Source organism: Mesonia aestuariivivens (genome assembly GCF_019311235.1).
In the GTDB taxonomy this organism is placed as follows: domain Bacteria; phylum Bacteroidota; class Bacteroidia; order Flavobacteriales; family Flavobacteriaceae; genus Mesonia; species Mesonia aestuariivivens.
Genome location: NZ_JAHWDF010000001.1, coordinates 279926 through 295941 on the forward strand (window position 1 = coordinate 279926; position 16016 = coordinate 295941).

A 16016-nucleotide genomic window follows, 5' to 3' on the forward strand; every position below is an offset into this window, starting at 1 on the left:
TTATTGATTTTCTTCGTTGTTATCACTCCAATGTTGCAAAGCTTCAATAGCTCTATACCAGCCGTTAACTCCTTTTTTTACATCATCTTGATTTTCGGTAGGTTGAAATTTAATATCTTCTTCCCAAGTTTTTTGAATTTCATCGGTATCTTTCCAGTAACCAACTGCTAAACCTGCTAAATACGCAGCTCCTAATGCGGTTGTTTCGGTTACTTTAGGTCTAACGGTTGTGGTATTTAATACATCAGATTGAAATTGCATGAGCATATCGTTAACCGACGCCCCTCCATCTACTCGAAGTTCTTTAATTTCTATTTTAGAATCGGCTTTCATAGATTTTAAAATATCCATGGTTTGATACGCAATTGCTTCTAAAGATGCTCTAGCGATATGCGCGTCTGTAGTTCCTCTTGTGATTCCGAACATGGTTCCTTTGGCATCTTGGTTCCAATATGGAGCTCCAAGACCCGCAAAAGCTGGAATAAAATAAACACCTTCTGAACTTTCTACTGAACTTGCCAACTGTTCTACTTGAGATGATTTATTGATAATCCCAAGACCATCACGTAGCCATTGTACAACGGCACCACCTATAAAAATGCTACCTTCTAAACAGTATTCGGTTTTACCATTAATCCTCCAAGCAACTGAGGTTAGTAAGTTGTTTTTAGAGATAATTGGTTTTTCTCCAATATTCATTAACATAAAACAACCTGTACCATAGGTACTTTTTACCATTCCTTTTTTGGTACACATCTGTCCGAAAAGTGCAGCCATTTGGTCTCCCGCAATTCCTGCGATAGGTACTTTAGAAGCAAAAATAGTGGTTTTAGTATGTCCGTAAACTTCACTAGAATCTTTAACTTCGGGTAGCATGCTTTTTGGAATTTCGAACAACTCTAACAGCTCGTCATCCCATTCCATAGTGTTAATGTTAAATAATAATGTTCTAGAGGCGTTGGTGACATCGGTTACGTGAAGATCTCCTTTCGTAAAATTCCAAATTAACCAAGTATCTATGGTTCCTAATAGAAGATCTCCTGCTTCTGCTTTTTTGCGTGCTCCTTCAACGTTATCTAAAATCCATTTTACTTTTGTTCCAGAGAAATAAGAATCGATAACCAATCCTGTTTTTTCTTGAATCATTTTAGCTTTTCCGCTATTTTTTAATTCATTACAATATTTAGCAGTTCTTTTATCTTGCCAAACAATAGCATTGTAAACTGCTTCTCCTGTATTTTTATCCCAAACTACAACGGTTTCGCGTTGATTCGTGATTCCTATGGCTTCAATATTTTTACCATTTAATCCTTTTTTGGTCGTAGCTTCTGCAGCAACCCCTGCTTGGGTAGCCCAAATTTCTGCAGGATCGTGTTCTACCCATCCTGGTTTAGGGAAATATTGTGTGAATTCTTTTTGAGCTACTGAGTGAATTTGCCCTTTTTTGTTGAATAAGATAGCTCGAGAACTTGTGGTTCCCTGATCTATCGCGAGAATATATTTATTCATAAGATTTAGTTTAGTTACAACCTAATCTCTAAAATTTAGAGATTAGGTTGTTGAGATTATTGATTATATTGTATAGTTTTTAGCGATTTTGGTAAAAGTTTCAATTTGATTTTGTTTCCAACTTTCATCTTTACCTAATTCTTTAGCTAAAAGATCTGCAACTATTGGAGCACTTTCTATAGCAGCTTTGGCATCTAAAAATAGAGCTCTTACTCTTCGAGCTAAGACATCATCAATAGTTCTTGCCATTTCCTGTCGAGCAGCCCAAACTACTTCAGCTTTAAAAAATGGGAGTCTTTCGTGAAGCTTCTGAGCTAACTCAGGATCTTCTTGCATAAGTTTTTTTATCTTTTCTTGATCACTTCCATAAATATAGAGATGGTTTTCGTGGCTTGTTGTTTCTTGAGCGCCGTGAAGAGCGAATTTTTCTGTTTTACAAGGTTTATTTGGTAACTTTCCTATATTGATAATCTTGTTCACAGTATCTTGAGCCATTTTTCTAAATGTTGTCCATTTACCCCCAGTTATAGTTACTAAGCCTGTTTTAGAAACAATTATTTTATGACTTCTTGATATTTCTTTACTTTTTTCTGAATCATCTTTTGGTGCTGCTAAAGGACGAAGTCCTGCATAAATACTTAGTACGTCTTTCCTTGAAACTGGTTTAGAAATATATTTGTTAAACGTATTAAGAATAAACTCTATTTCTTGTTCTTGAGCTTTTGGCTCTAAGCTATGCTCATCTAGCATAGTGTCGGTAGTTCCTACAATTACTTTATCATGCCATGGTACTGCAAAAAGTACACGCCCATCATCTGTTTTTGGGATCATGATTGCATCTTCTCCTGGTAGAAAAGATTTATCGAAAACTAAATGTACTCCTTGGCTTGGTCTTACCATTTTTCGAGCTTCAGGATTATCCATTTGTAAAATATCATCGGTAAAAATACCCGTAGCATTAACTACTGCTTTACCTTTAAATGTATAAGAAACACCTGTTTCATTATCGGTAGCTTTTACACCATTTATATTTCCTTTTTCATCTTTTGTTAAATCATTTACTCTGAAATAATTTAATAGTGTTGCCCCTTCTTCAAGACATGATTGAGCAACATTAATCGCTAATCTAGAATCATCAAACTGACCGTCTTGATAAACTACACCACCTTTTAGATGATCTTGTTTAAGTGTAGATAACCTGCTTACGGTTTCTTTCGTTTTAATATGTTTAGATTTCCCTAAACTTAATTTGCCTGCTAAAAAATCATACACTTTTAAGCCTACGGTATAATAGAAACCTTCCCACCATTTGTAATTTGGAATTACAAAGCTTTGGTTTTTAACTAAATGTGGTGCGTTTCTAGCTAATAAACCTCTTTCATGTAAAGCTTCTTTAACTAAATCTATATCACCTTGAGCTAAATACCTAACTCCACCATGAACTAGTTTTGTACTTCTACTAGATGTTCCTTTAGCATAATCTGCCATTTCTAATAGTAAAGTTTTATAACCACGAGTAACACTATCTAAAGCAGTACCTAAGCCTGTCGCTCCGCCGCCAATTACAATGACGTCCCACTCTTCGTTAGTATTAGTCTGGTTAAGTATTGTTTCTCTAGCATATGTATGTTGATCACTCATTTTTTTGATATATTACGAATAGGTTTCGAATTTAATAAATATATATCAAAACGAAACTAAAAGAAACTTAAAGTTTAATAAAAATTCTATTTATTATACTTTTTTTATGAATTTGATTTCGTTTTGTTTCAATTTTTGTAATCACAACATTTTTACTATTTAAATTTGAAACATTTAGCTATTGTATTTTTTATATTTGCTGCTAAAAGTTCATATTTATGAAAAGGCATCAAGAAATTTTAGAGATTCTTCAAAAAGATAAATATGTAGAAGTTTCTTTTTTGTGTGAGAAACTAGGTGTCTCTGCAGTTACTATAAGAAAAGATTTAAAACGCTTAGAAGATGAAAATCTTTTGTTTAGAACTCATGGCGGTGCTTCTTTAGAGAATCCTTATATGAAAGATAGAACTGTTAACGAGAAAGAAAAAGTTTTTATTGAAGAAAAAAGTAGAATAGCCAAAGCTGCTGCTGCTTTAATTTCTGAAAACGATTCTTTTTTAATTGCTTCTGGTACTACGGTACAAGCTTTAGCAAAAGCTATAAATATTCAAGGTAAATTAAATATTATAACCTCTTCTTTAAATGTTGCAATTGAGTTGTTGAATCATCACGAATATAAAGTTATTCAATTAGGAGGAAATGTAAGGCATAGTTCTTCTTCTGTAATTGGTCATTACGCTAGCTTAATTCTAGATTATATCTCTTGTAACCAATTATTTATTGGGGTTGATGGTATAGATTTAGATTATGGGTGCACCACTACAAGTTTAGAAGAAGCTGCATTAAACCAGAAGATGATCAACTCTTGTCAGAAAATAATTGTTTTAGCAGATTCTTCTAAATTCGGCAAAAAGAGTTTTGGAAAAATTTGTAGTCTAAAAAGTGTTCATCATATCATCACAGATAGTGGCATTTCTTCTAAAGTAGTAGGCCGAATTAAAGCTCTAGGTATAAAAATTACAGTGGTTTAATTTTTATAGACTAAAAATTAATAAATCAATTAACGGCAGCTAAAGCTTCATTCTGAATTTTTGGTTGTTTTTGCTCTTCATCACATATAAAAAGAATTCTTCTCTTCAGTTAAAAATTTATTTCTTCAGTTGTCAAAGTTTACTAAGTAATCATTAAAAGTATTGAGGTGTCTTATTTCAAGTAAGTTTTTGATTTTCAATAGTTTTTTGTGAATAAATTACAAAATAACAAAACCGATAACTTGCATTTGGTCGTAATTACAATACACTTGGTCGAAATTTTAAATTCAGAAAGCAGATATAAAATAATTTTGAATTTAGATGATTGATTAATTTTTGATTGTTAAAATCCCAAAATAAATATGAAAAAGATATTACCTCGCTTAATTTTATTTTTTTCTTTTGCCGTTTTTTCACAAACAGTAACTATCCCTGCTGAGCAAAAAACAGCAACAGAACTAGTTAATGTTTTATTTAACAATGCTTGCATAGAAATATCTAATGCAAGATTTTCTTCAGCTCAATCTGCAACTATTTTTAATGGAAACGGAAGTAATTTTCCTTTAAATGAAGGTGTTATCATTAGATCAGGAAACGCTCAGCTTTCTCAAGGCCAGTATACAGGTATTGGTTTGAGTAGTCAAATTAACAATAACTCTGATGCTAATTTAGTTGCTATAAATACTCAAGCAGGACAGTCTTCTGAACTTACTGATGTGGCATTTTTAGAGTTTGATTTTGTTCCGTTGTCTAGTGATTTTAATTTCAATTTTTTATTTGCTTCTAATGAGTACGGTCAATGGCAATGTTTGTCTAGTGATGTTTTTGCTTTCTTGTTAACCAACTTAGAAACTAATGAGACTCAAAATTTAGCATTGATTCCAAATACTAATATTCACATATCGGTTAATAATATTAAAGATAACACCTATAATAGCTCATGTGATTCAGACTACCCAAACTTATTTGATGTTTATAATGTTGATGATCCAAATAATTCAACAGTAAATATGAGGGGTTTTACAAAGGTTCTGACTGCCTCCTCAACCATAAATCCAGGGACACCTTATAGAATTAGGTTAGTGATAGCAGACTCTAATGATGCAAATTTTGATTCTGCTATATTTTTAGAAGCTGGGAGTTTTGATTCAAATATAGATCTTGGAGAAAATGTGAGTATTTGTGATGGAGATTCTGAAATAATTAGTACAGAATTAGATCCAGATCAATACAATCATATTTGGATGTATAATGGAGAGATACTTGATGGAGAAACAGGGAGTTATATACAGGCTACGCAATCGGGTACATATGAGGTTTCTATTACAAAAACAGGAAACAATTGTATGATTACTGAACAGGTTGAAGTTATGGCGTTAAGTTTTCAGGAGCCAGAAGATATAAAACTTTGTAATGCGGATGAGGGTAATAATTTTGATCTCACTGTTAATTCTGTCGAATCTTTAGATGTTAATAATGAGAATTATGTTTTACACTACTTTGCCTCTCAGGAAAATTTAGATAATTTAAATCCTATTCCTGATTCAGAAATATCATCTTACGAAAGTGAAGGAAATCAAACAATATATATAAAACTTTATAATACTATTACTGGTAATTATTGTACTAGTGTGGGTGATTTTAATTTGATTATTGGTGAATCTATAGATGTTAATATTCCTGAGTCTATAGATATTTGTATAGTTTCAGATAATAATCTTCAAGTATCGCTTAATGGTGAGAACTCGGCTATCGTTTCTCCTCAAGATCCTTTGGATTATACTTTTTCTTATTTTATTTCTGAAGAAGAAGCATTTGCAAACGAAAATCCTATAATGAATTATGAAAACTATTCACTAGCTCTAGATCAGTCTATACAAACATTTTGGGTGAGAGTCCAAGCCTTGGCGCCAGAATTTTGTTTTGAACTTGTTCCATTAACTTTTCAGTTAAACGAGCCTCCTCCAGTTTCTGAATTGGAAGATGTAATTGAATGTGACTCTTTTGTTTTGCCAGAAATTGAACACGGTGATTATTATTCTTTGCCAGATGGCGGTGGTCAGCAATATACTGAAGGTTACGAAGTTACAGAATCACAAACCATTTATATTTTTAACGGTCCAGATGAAAATGGATGTACTAATCAAAGTAGTTTTAAAGTTTCTTTAATAGTAGATTATTCTATAGAATTAGTGCATTGTGAGTCATTTAAAATTCCTTTTCCTCCAGCTGGACAGTTTTACGATGATGCTGGCGGAGCAAACGGAGGCGGAGAGTTGCTTCCTTCTGGAACCATTATCGATGAGAGTCAGATTATTTATTTTTATGCAGAAATTGATGGCGAATTTTGTAGAGAGAAATCTTTTGATATTGAAATCTTACCTTTGCCTCCCGTAGATGAACTTCAAGATATTGTTACGTGTTCGGGGTATGTCTTGCCTGCTTTAGAAAATGGTAATTACTATACACAAGAAAATGGAGCAGGTATAATGCTTTCTGGTGGAGATCAAATAACACAATCTAAAACTTATTATATTTATAATGAAGATAATTTCTGCGAGAATCAATCACAATTTAATATAACCATCTTACCAGAATTTCAAGATTTGGTAGTTTGTGGAGGCTATCAGTTGCCGCAACTTTCAATAGGTGATTTTTTTACAGAAGCTAGTGGTTTAGGTGAAGTTATGCTTCCTGGTACTTTTATAGAAGAAAGTCAAACCATTTATTATTATGCCGAAACTACCACCATGCCAAATTGTACTAATAGTACTTCGTTTAACCTTGAGGTTAAACCAATTCCGTTAGTAGATAGTTTAGTAGATGTATTGTTGTGTGAAAACGAAGATTATACGTTGCCACAAATTGCTAATGGAGATTATTTTACACAAGCAGGAAGAAATGGAGAGCTTTTAGCAGAGGGGTCTATAATTACATCTTCTCAAACAATATTTATTAATAATGAAGAAGATGGCTGTGAAAATGAAACTTCGTTTGCGGTAGAAATAAGAGATTTACCAGAAGTGCCAAGCTTTACAGATATTCATGCTTGCCATTCTTACGAGTTGCCTCAACTTCAAAATGGAGAATATTATACCGAGTCTTTAGCGCAAGGAGAACAATTGTTTTCAGGTGATTTAATTGAGCAAACACAAATTATTTTTATTTACAATGAATACGAAGATTTACAAGGATGTTACAATGAAGATTTTTTTACAATTTATATTGACGGCTTAACTATAGAAGAGGTAGAAGATATTTACGTTTGTGATTCTTATGTGTTACCATCGTTAAATGAAGGAAATTACTACACCCAAAGTGGGGGGCAAGGTAATCGACTTAATCCTGGATATGCAGTTACTTCTGATCGTGAAATTTTTATTTACGGTAAGACTGGTGATAGATTTATATGTGAAACAGAAGTCAGCTTTAAAGTTTATGTTGTTAAACCAGATTTGAGTGGACTTGAAGATATAGAAAGATGTGGAGATTATACATTGCCAAGTTTGAGCGATAATGAAATTGAAATCAATTATTATTGGGAGGCTGGAGCTCAAAATAAACTTAATCAAGATGACTTGTATTTTGATCAACCTGGAGTGAAAAATGTTTTTGTCTATGCTTATTCCGTAGATTACCCAGAATGTTTTGAAGAAAAAGAAATACAAATTACCATTTATGAACGTCCTCAGCTTTATGTCGAAGGAGGGACTTTGTGTAGAAATGTAGAATCCGGAGATGTTGAATCCCCAGTGCTTCTTACAACAAGTTTAGAGACTTCAGATTTTCAGGTGAACTGGTATTTAAATGGTAATTTAGTTGCTACAGGTCCAGAATATGAAGCTTTCGAAGCTGGTACTTATGAAGCATTAGTAGAGAAATTAACGCCGGAAGTTGGGGCAGACTGTAATTATTTACCAGCCGTTGTAGAAGTGAAAGAGTCTGCAATACCGAAAATTAAATTAACTGTAACAGAACCTTTTAAAGATGAAGCAAATATTAATATAGAAATTTTAAATGGTTTAGGAACTTATCTTTACAGTCTAGATGGAGTAAATTTTCAAAAAGAACCTACTTTTTACAATGTCGATTCTGGCGTGCATACCGTAGAGGTGAAAGGGGAATATGGTAATTGTGGGTCTACAGTACAAAAAGTAGATGTAATTAAGTTCATTAAATTTTTTACCCCTAATCAAGATGGATTTAATGATACTTGGAATATTAAAGATTTAAAATTTGACCCTAACGCTAGTATTTCAATTTTTGATCGTTTCGGAAAATTACTTACGACTATTTCTCCTTCAGGGTTAGGTTGGAATGGGAGCTATAATGGTAAAAACATGCCTTCAAACGATTATTGGTTTCTAGTAGATTATGATAATCGTGGAGAGAAAAGACAATTTAAATCTCATTTTACGTTGAAAAGATAAATCATAGAAAACCACTTTATTTAAAGTGGCTTTCTAAAAAAAGCTATAAAACAAAAAACCCCGATCAAAGATCGGGGTTTCTGCGGTGGTGCCTCCAGTACTGTTTAAGTCTTAACTAAAACATATTAAATTTACTTATATCTTATTATAACCCTTTACTTATAGGGGTTTTTTTGATTTCTGTAATTAGAAATAATTAACTAAGTAATGTATAAATAAACACTTATTTGTACCCTAAATTGTACCCTTTTTTGTATCTTTATAGTAAAGGTAATCATTATGATAGCAGTAGAAAGAGCAAAGGGTACGGTTAGATTTGCATTCAAAAGTAAGCGAAAAGCAGAAGAAAACAAAAAGGAAAATTTTACTATTTACCTATTTTTTACTTATGGCAATAAACGACTAAAATACTCTTCAGGAATTAAAGTAACTTTCAATGATTGGGATTTTAATAAGCAAAGAGTAAAAAATAAGAATACTGTTAAGTTTAAAGATCATTATAATAGTAAACTTAATAAGCTTGAAAACGCTATTACGGAAGTTTATGAAGAGCTTCAAGAAGAAAGTGATAGCATTTCTCCGCAGTTTCTTAAAAACCGCTTAGAACTTAAATTAAGGGGTGAAGAAGCTCCTGGTAAAACTCAAGAAAAACTAACATTTTCAGAATTAATTCAAAAATTTATTGATTACAAAGACGGCAATATTGCAGAGGTTACTTTGCGCTCCTATAAACAAGCTAAGTCTCATATTTTAAGCTTCGAAAAACAATTAAGTAGAAAATTAGAACTAGATGAAATTGACTCTTCATTTCATAAAAAGTTTACCGAATACCTTCAGAAAGAAAAACAGTTTAGTAAAAACACCATAGGTAAGCATTTCAAAACGATTAAGACCTTTATGAACTATGCAGTAAGTGAAGGTTACACCAATAATCAAAAATTCAAATCTTCAGATTTCAAGGTAACTAAAGAAATTACCACAGAGGTTTATTTAACTGATGAAGAGATTCAGGCATTTTATAATAAAGATTTATCTAAATATCCTAAACTTTCACACGCTAGAGATATTTTTCTTATTGGTTGCTACACGGGTCAACGAGTAAGTGATTACAATAGCTTTAAAGAAGAAGATATTCAAACGATTAATGGTCAAGAATATTTTGTGATTGTTCAAAAGAAAAACAAAAAGAGAGGGCGTAAAGTGTACTGTCCTATGACAAAAGAAATCAAGCATATTATGAATAGCCGTCATAAAGGCAAACCACCAAAAAGAATACCCGATAAAGATTTAAACGACTACATCAAGCAGATAGGGCAGATGCTAGAACTAGATTCTTTAGAAGTGAAAATTAAATGTGAATACACTAAAGCTGGAAAACAAGAGGTAGACTACATTAAAAAATACAACTTAGTTAAGTCACATACGGCAAGACGAAGCTTTGCGACAAACAAATATAAAGTAGGTATGCCAGTATATGATATAATGCATTTTACAGGACATACCACCGAAAAGGAATTTTATAAGTATATTAGAATTAAAGATGAAGAACGAGCTACGCATATCTTAAAAAGCGGTTTTTTTAATGTTTAAAATAACTCTATGACAGATCAGAAATTAATTAATGGCTTAAAAATAGGTGTTCTAAATGCAATTATAAGATATCAAAATTCTGAATACGCAACTAAATTAATCAACGTAACAGAAAGGAGTAATAGCGCAGTAATAAAAATACCTTCCAATAATTTAAAAAAAAGAGTAGATTCTGTAAATCGAGAATATAAAAAAAAACAACTTTTTAAACAAAGTAAATCTGCTGTTACTAAATGCTTGATTAAAATGTACGATTACGAAAAATTTGAGCTAGAATATTTTGACTTACGTTTTGATCTATATGCTAAAGAATTAGTTGCTAAAAAAGAAAGGTTTATTAAAAAATATCCTGGCTTTGAAGAGAAAGATTTTTTTAAATCAGAAATTAATTATTTCGAAAATCCAGAATCTAATAGGTATTTTTTTAATAGCAAAAACCATAAAATTTTCTATCATAATTATTTAGAGAGTGATACACATATTCTTGATTTGCATCAAAATAAAAAAATAGACTTTCTTAAAGAAAAACTTCAAAATAAGTCTGAAAGTGATAATGTAAAAACTTCTCAATCCCAATCACAAAAACAAGATTTAGAAAACAATGGGTATCCTCCAATTTTTAAATCCTATGAATGCTATCAAAAATTTATTTCACTTGCTGAGTTTATGGAGATAAAATTAGATAATATCAACGCACGGAATAACCAAGCAAAACTCAATGGTATATGGCAAAGTAATAATGGTCAAAAGCTATTTTTGAAACATACTGAAAAGCCAGAATATTTAGCTTTTTTAAATAAAAATTATAACTCAGAGTTTGAGACACGTTCTATGTCCTCTGGTAAAAAATACACGAATAGAGTTGATGAGTATTTATCTTCTATTTAGTTATTTTTAGAGCGCATACAAACCGCATATTTCTCCACACATCTCGCATACCTTCCATATTTTCTGCATATAACTAATTTATTTTCTTGCGATAGAATTTAAAAATCATACAACTATGTCGCAGAAAATTATGACAGAAATCCACGGGATCTCTCCCGAAGAATTAAAAGAAAGCATCTTAACAGATGTAAAAAAAGAACTAGTAAACCTAGTCGAAAAACTCAACCTTTTTAACAAGCCTCAGGAGGAATTTTTGACAAGGAAAGAAGCAGCTAAATTGCTTAAAATTTCCTTAGTTACAATTACCGATTGGAATAAAAAAGGAATTCTTAATCCTTACCGTTTAGGGAATTTAATTCGCTATAAAAAGAGCGAGTTAGAAGAAGCTATGGTTCAAATAAATCAAGAGCAATAGTATGGGAAAGTTAGAAGAATTTTCCAATAACGAATGGAAGCAAATTAAAGCAGACTTAGAAAATGTATTGCAAAAACTGAAAAATGCAATTCAAAACGATCCTTCACTTATCATTATTGATAATGCAGAGTTAATGAAAATCTTTAAAATAAGTTCAAGAACCGCACAACGATGGCGAGATCTTAATCTTATCGGTTATTCTAAAATTAGTGGTAATATTTTCTATACAATGCAAGACGTAATGAATCTTTACCAAGAATACTATGAACAGCCACGAAGTAAAGTAAATCAATTAATAAATAAAAGAAAATGAGCAAAGCAGCAGTAAGTATAATTAATGGCTTTTATACAGTATCAGAAAACGTAAGTATTCAATCGGTATTAGAAAGTATAAAAAGTGATGAATTTAAATCAAAAGTTGAAAGTTTAAGAGCTACTCTAAAACTAGAAGGGAAGCCAGCGTATAAAAAAGCTAAGAAATCTTTGCTAGCTTTTACACCTTCTGGAACTTTCAATCCTACAAGGTCAGAGATTAATTTAGAAGCTTACAATCAATATATAATTATTGATTTTGATAATATAAAAGATAAAGAACAGCTTCAACATTCTGTTGAGAGAGCAAATGATTCTGTATATACCTATGCGAGTTTTATAACCCCAAGTGATGAAGGGTTTAAAATATTAGTTAAAACAGATACTTCCGCAGAAAATCATAAAGTAGCGTTTGAACAAGTAAGTAAGTATTATGGAGAATTGCTAAACTTGAAAGTTGATCCGTCTGGTAAAGATGTTTGTCGATTGTGTTTCTTTTCTTACGATCCTAATTTATATCAAAATATCAATTCAGAAATATTTAAAATCAACTTAAAAATGAAGACAAAATCAGAGGTAAATTACGTTTATACCGAAACGAAAACTGAGAATAAAACTAAGGTAGAAGCTTATCTACAACTTATTGAAGAGTTTCAAACAGATATCACAGAGGTATATCAAGATTGGGTTAATATAGGCTTTGCATTAGCTGATGAATTTGGAGAAGAGGGGAGAGATTATTATCAAACTCTTAGTCAATTTCACGACAACTATTCTGAAGCTGAATGCAATAAACAGTTTTCAGAATGCTTACGAAGTAAAAGAGGAGAAATAACCATTGCTTCATTTTACTACATCGCACATCAATATAACATTAGGCTAGAAAATGAAATAGAAGCTCCTAATAAATTACCAAATTTCCCAAGTTCCTTAGTTCCTAAGCTCCCTAAATTTTTACAAAGAGTATTAGAAAATGCACGTAGTGAAATTGAAAATGATATTTTTTTACTAAGTAGTTTAACTTCTATTAGTGCTTGTTTAGAAAATGTTGTAGGTATATATGATGGTCATAAAATCTATAGTAATTTATACCTATTCATTACTGGTAAAGCATCATCAGGTAAGGGTAAAATAAAATATGCAAAAGAAATTGTTAATCCTGTTCATCAGCTTTTAAGAACTGAATCTAAAAAAGCAAAAGAAAGTTATCAGAAAGATTTAAAAGAGTTTGATAAAGAGAAAATACTAGAGAAACCAAAGGCTCCTATTGAGAAGATGTTATTCCTACCTGCAAATAACAGCTCTTCAGGGATGTTTCAATTATTGGAAAACAATGAGGGGAAAGGTTTAATTTTTGAAACTGAAGCTGATACGTTAACAGGTACTTTTAAACAGGATTATGGCGATTATAGTGATGGCTTTCGTAAAGCTTTTCAGCACGAAACTATAAGTTACTACAGAAAAACAGATAGTGAATATGTAGAAATTAAGAAACCTAAACTTTCAACGGTATTAACGGGAACACCAAAACAGGTGTTTAGTTTATTCCCTAACGCAGAAAATGGATTGTTTAGTCGTTTTATGTTTTACAAAATGGAAGCTAAAACACAATGGATAGATGTATTTTCAAGTTCAGCAAATAAGAATTCCGAGGATGATTTTAAGGAGTTAGGCGAAGAATTTTTAACCTATTACAAAGATTTGAAATTGAAAGAAGAAATTTTATTTAGCTTAACCGTGGAGCAAAGAAGAAATTTCAATCAGTTTTTTAAAGAATTACAAAAAGAGAATTTAATAAATAAAGAAGAGGACTATGTAGCGACTATTAGGAGATTAGGTTTAATAGCGTTTCGTCTAATGATGATTTTAACTTGTATTAGAAGAGCAGAAAATAAAACAATTACTAGTGAAATGAAATGTGAAAATGATGATTTTAATTCTGCATTAGAGATGGTAAAAGTATTAATAATCCACGCTAATGCTATTCACGATAAACTTCCACAAACATTGCAAATGAGTAAGGCGAGAAGAAAGAAGAATTTCTTGAAGCTTTTACCGAAAAATTTTGATAGAAATATTTATATCAAGGTTGCTAATTCTTTAGATATAAAATATAAAACAGCAGAAGCATATATTACAGAGTTTATTAAAGAGGGTTACTTATCCAGACCAGAACACGGTAAATATCTAAACCTATCTAAACTTTAAACATAGGAATTGAGGAATTTAGGAAATAAAGGCTTGCAATTTGTGTAGGTCTTTTTTATTTATACAATTTATTTTAAAAATTATATAGTAAAAAATACAATATAATTTTATTTTTATATATTTGTAAGGTAAAAAAATATCTCTGCGCCAACAGAGATATTAAATATTCGGTCGTACCGATTTCAAATACTTTTTATTTTATGTTACAAAATTACGAAAAAAAAACCAATTATCGTCAAAATAAAAGACGATTAGCAACTTTGCAGGGTGCAAAGTTTGATTTAGAAAAAGAGCTTCCTTTAATGTTTAAGGCGTTTCGAGAGGCTTATGAACTTTACGAAATGGAGATTTCTAATACTCCACCTCAAGCTAGAGCTAGAGCTTTTGAAGCTTCATTATTGAACTCAAAAATGATTCAATCTATTCAGAAGTATTTCCCTAATCACTGGAGGTTCGGAAAATACAAGAGATTTACGCTTCGTACCAATGGTTATATTGTTTTATTCAAGAAATTGGATAATTACAATAGACCAATGAATGTGAAAACCAAATCGGTTTTAGCAATTTCTCAACAGCTTTCACTTCCATTATATAGTGAAGCAAATTTTGTTGAGGAACCAATATTATTTTTCGGTTATAAAAAGGATAAAGTTGGTAATATTGCAGAACCTAAATTGGTTTATTTAGATGAAGAACGAGTAAAGTGGATAGTTACACCTAATGATATCACTGTAGATACATCAGTAAAGACTTCTACTCAATCTCGAAAAGTTGCTGCTCCTATAATAAGAAACGGCAACAAAAAAATTGGCTAATTATTTATTAATCTAATCGAGTACGACCGATTATTTTAAACTAAAACAAAATCTTAAGATGAAAATCAATCACAAACAGTTAACATTTGCGAGAGAATATAGAGGGTATTCTCAAACTGAGTTATCTTCTAAGATTGTTGGATTGTCACAGCCAAACTTATCAAAGTTTGAAAAAGGATTAAACACTTTATCAGATGAACTACTAATTAAAGTAATGTCCTTTTTAGATTTTCCATTTGAGTTTTTAAGTAAAAACATATCCAATGAATCAGAAACTGCACACTTTAGAAAAAGAACAACTATTACTAAAAAGGACAGAATAGATATAGAACAAAGTTATAAGCTTATTGGCTATATGGTAGATGAAATGGCGGATTCTTTGATGTGGCCAGATTTTACTTTTAAAACTTTAGATTTAGAAGAGGGTTACACACCTCAATATGTTGCAAAACATACAAGAAAGTTTTTAGGTTTAAAGCCTAATGAGCCTGTAAGAGATATTTGTAATTTGTTAGAGGTAAATGGTATTGTAATAGTAGAGTTAGATGCTATAGAAAAGTTTGATGGGGTTTCTTTGGTAACAGATAATGGCTACCCACTTATTGTTATTAATAAAAACTTTAGTAACGATAGAAAAAGATTTACAATAGCACACGAGTTAGGTCATTTATTGATGCATTCTGTAAATAATCCAGCAATACCAGATTACAGAGAAAAAAAATTAGAGAATGAAGCAAACGATTTTGCATCAGAATTTCTAATGCCTGCCGAGGCAATTAAAGCTTCCTTGTATAATTTAAAACTCTCTTATTTGGCAGGTTTAAAAAAATACTGGTTAACCTCTATGGCTTCTATTGTAAGAAGAGCAAAAGATTTAGGTTGTATTACAAAAGATACTTATAGGTATTTATATATTGAATTTAGTCGTAAAGGCTTAACAAAAAATGAAGGGGTAAATGTTTTTATTGATAGTCCAGAATTATTTAGAAAAGGGTACGCAATGCACAAAAATGAATTAGCATATTCAGACTTTCAATTGGCTAGTGGTTTCTCAATACCTGTAGATATGATTAAAAGATATTGTGATAATAATAGAAATCAACCTAAACTAAGAGTATTGGTTTAGAAGTGATTTTAATCGTATAACAGCACAAAAGGCTTACAATTTTTGTAGGTCTTTTTTTATATAATTTTTTAAGTAAGTATAATTTAAGCTATTTTATTGAAGTGCCAATTG

11 protein-coding genes are annotated in these 16016 nt (G+C 31.2%); 9 read left to right on the top strand and 2 right to left on the bottom strand.

Annotated elements, in window-relative coordinates:
* The gene (glpK, locus tag KW502_RS01170) at positions 1–1509 is read right to left on the bottom strand and encodes a glycerol kinase GlpK (RefSeq protein ID WP_219038691.1); all 1509 of its coding nucleotides are present in this window, start codon (positions 1507–1509) and stop codon (positions 1–3) included.
* Between the two features lie 63 nt (positions 1510–1572).
* Complete coding sequence (locus tag KW502_RS01175; protein ID WP_219038692.1) at positions 1573–3150, bottom strand: glycerol-3-phosphate dehydrogenase/oxidase; 1578 nt, start codon at positions 3148–3150, stop codon at positions 1573–1575.
* A 218-nt stretch (positions 3151–3368) separates the two neighbouring features.
* Here KW502_RS01175 and KW502_RS01180 point away from each other — a divergent pair, with 218 nt between their 5' ends.
* The 9 genes from KW502_RS01180 (at position 3369) to KW502_RS01220 (ending at position 15905) form a co-directional block, all read left to right on the top strand.
* Entirely contained in the window at positions 3369–4121 is a 753-nt protein-coding gene (locus KW502_RS01180; RefSeq protein ID WP_219038693.1) for a DeoR/GlpR family DNA-binding transcription regulator, read from the top strand.
* 362 nt (positions 4122–4483) lie between these two features.
* Entirely contained in the window at positions 4484–8551 is a 4068-nt protein-coding gene (locus tag KW502_RS01185) for a T9SS type B sorting domain-containing protein (RefSeq protein ID WP_219038694.1), read from the top strand.
* 279 nt (positions 8552–8830) lie between these two features.
* Entirely contained in the window at positions 8831–10141 is a 1311-nt protein-coding gene (locus KW502_RS01190) for a site-specific integrase (RefSeq protein WP_219038695.1), read from the top strand.
* Positions 10142–10150: 9 nt separating this feature from the next.
* Complete coding sequence (locus KW502_RS01195) at positions 10151–11029, top strand: hypothetical protein (protein ID WP_219038696.1); 879 nt, start codon at positions 10151–10153, stop codon at positions 11027–11029.
* Between the two features lie 115 nt (positions 11030–11144).
* On the top strand, positions 11145–11444 hold the full coding sequence (locus KW502_RS01200; RefSeq protein ID WP_219038697.1) for a helix-turn-helix domain-containing protein: 300 nt from the start codon (positions 11145–11147) through the stop codon (positions 11442–11444).
* 1 nt (position 11445) lies between these two features.
* Positions 11446–11757, top strand: a complete 312-nt coding sequence (locus KW502_RS01205; protein ID WP_219038698.1) for a helix-turn-helix domain-containing protein — start codon at positions 11446–11448, stop codon at positions 11755–11757.
* Positions 11754–13964, top strand: coding sequence for a DUF3987 domain-containing protein (locus KW502_RS01210; RefSeq protein ID WP_219038699.1), 2211 nt, complete (start codon positions 11754–11756; stop codon positions 13962–13964). Before KW502_RS01205 ends, KW502_RS01210 begins: the two co-directional genes overlap by 4 nt.
* Before the next feature lie 200 nt (positions 13965–14164).
* Positions 14165–14779 (top strand): hypothetical protein, encoded by a 615-nt coding sequence (locus tag KW502_RS01215; RefSeq protein ID WP_219038700.1) that lies wholly within the window; start codon positions 14165–14167, stop codon positions 14777–14779.
* 58 nt (positions 14780–14837) lie between these two features.
* Entirely contained in the window at positions 14838–15905 is a 1068-nt protein-coding gene (locus KW502_RS01220; RefSeq protein WP_219038701.1) for a helix-turn-helix domain-containing protein, read from the top strand.
* Positions 15906–16016 lie beyond the last annotated feature (111 nt).

Bases quoted from the DNA above. Each gene is read 5' to 3' on its own strand.
- glpK (WP_219038691.1), bottom strand. From the start codon at position 1,509: ATGAATAAATATATTCTCGCGATAGATCAGGGAACCACAAGTTCTCGA.
- KW502_RS01175 (WP_219038692.1), bottom strand. From the start codon at position 3,150: ATGAGTGATCAACATACATATGCTAGAGAAACAATACTTAACCAGACT.
- KW502_RS01180 (WP_219038693.1), top strand. From the start codon at position 3,369: ATGAAAAGGCATCAAGAAATTTTAGAGATTCTTCAAAAAGATAAATAT.
- KW502_RS01185 (WP_219038694.1), top strand. From the start codon at position 4,484: ATGAAAAAGATATTACCTCGCTTAATTTTATTTTTTTCTTTTGCCGTT.
- KW502_RS01190 (WP_219038695.1), top strand. From the start codon at position 8,831: ATGATAGCAGTAGAAAGAGCAAAGGGTACGGTTAGATTTGCATTCAAA.
- KW502_RS01195 (WP_219038696.1), top strand. From the start codon at position 10,151: ATGACAGATCAGAAATTAATTAATGGCTTAAAAATAGGTGTTCTAAAT.
- KW502_RS01200 (WP_219038697.1), top strand. From the start codon at position 11,145: ATGTCGCAGAAAATTATGACAGAAATCCACGGGATCTCTCCCGAAGAA.
- KW502_RS01205 (WP_219038698.1), top strand. From the start codon at position 11,446: ATGGGAAAGTTAGAAGAATTTTCCAATAACGAATGGAAGCAAATTAAA.
- KW502_RS01210 (WP_219038699.1), top strand. From the start codon at position 11,754: ATGAGCAAAGCAGCAGTAAGTATAATTAATGGCTTTTATACAGTATCA.
- KW502_RS01215 (WP_219038700.1), top strand. From the start codon at position 14,165: ATGTTACAAAATTACGAAAAAAAAACCAATTATCGTCAAAATAAAAGA.
- KW502_RS01220 (WP_219038701.1), top strand. From the start codon at position 14,838: ATGAAAATCAATCACAAACAGTTAACATTTGCGAGAGAATATAGAGGG.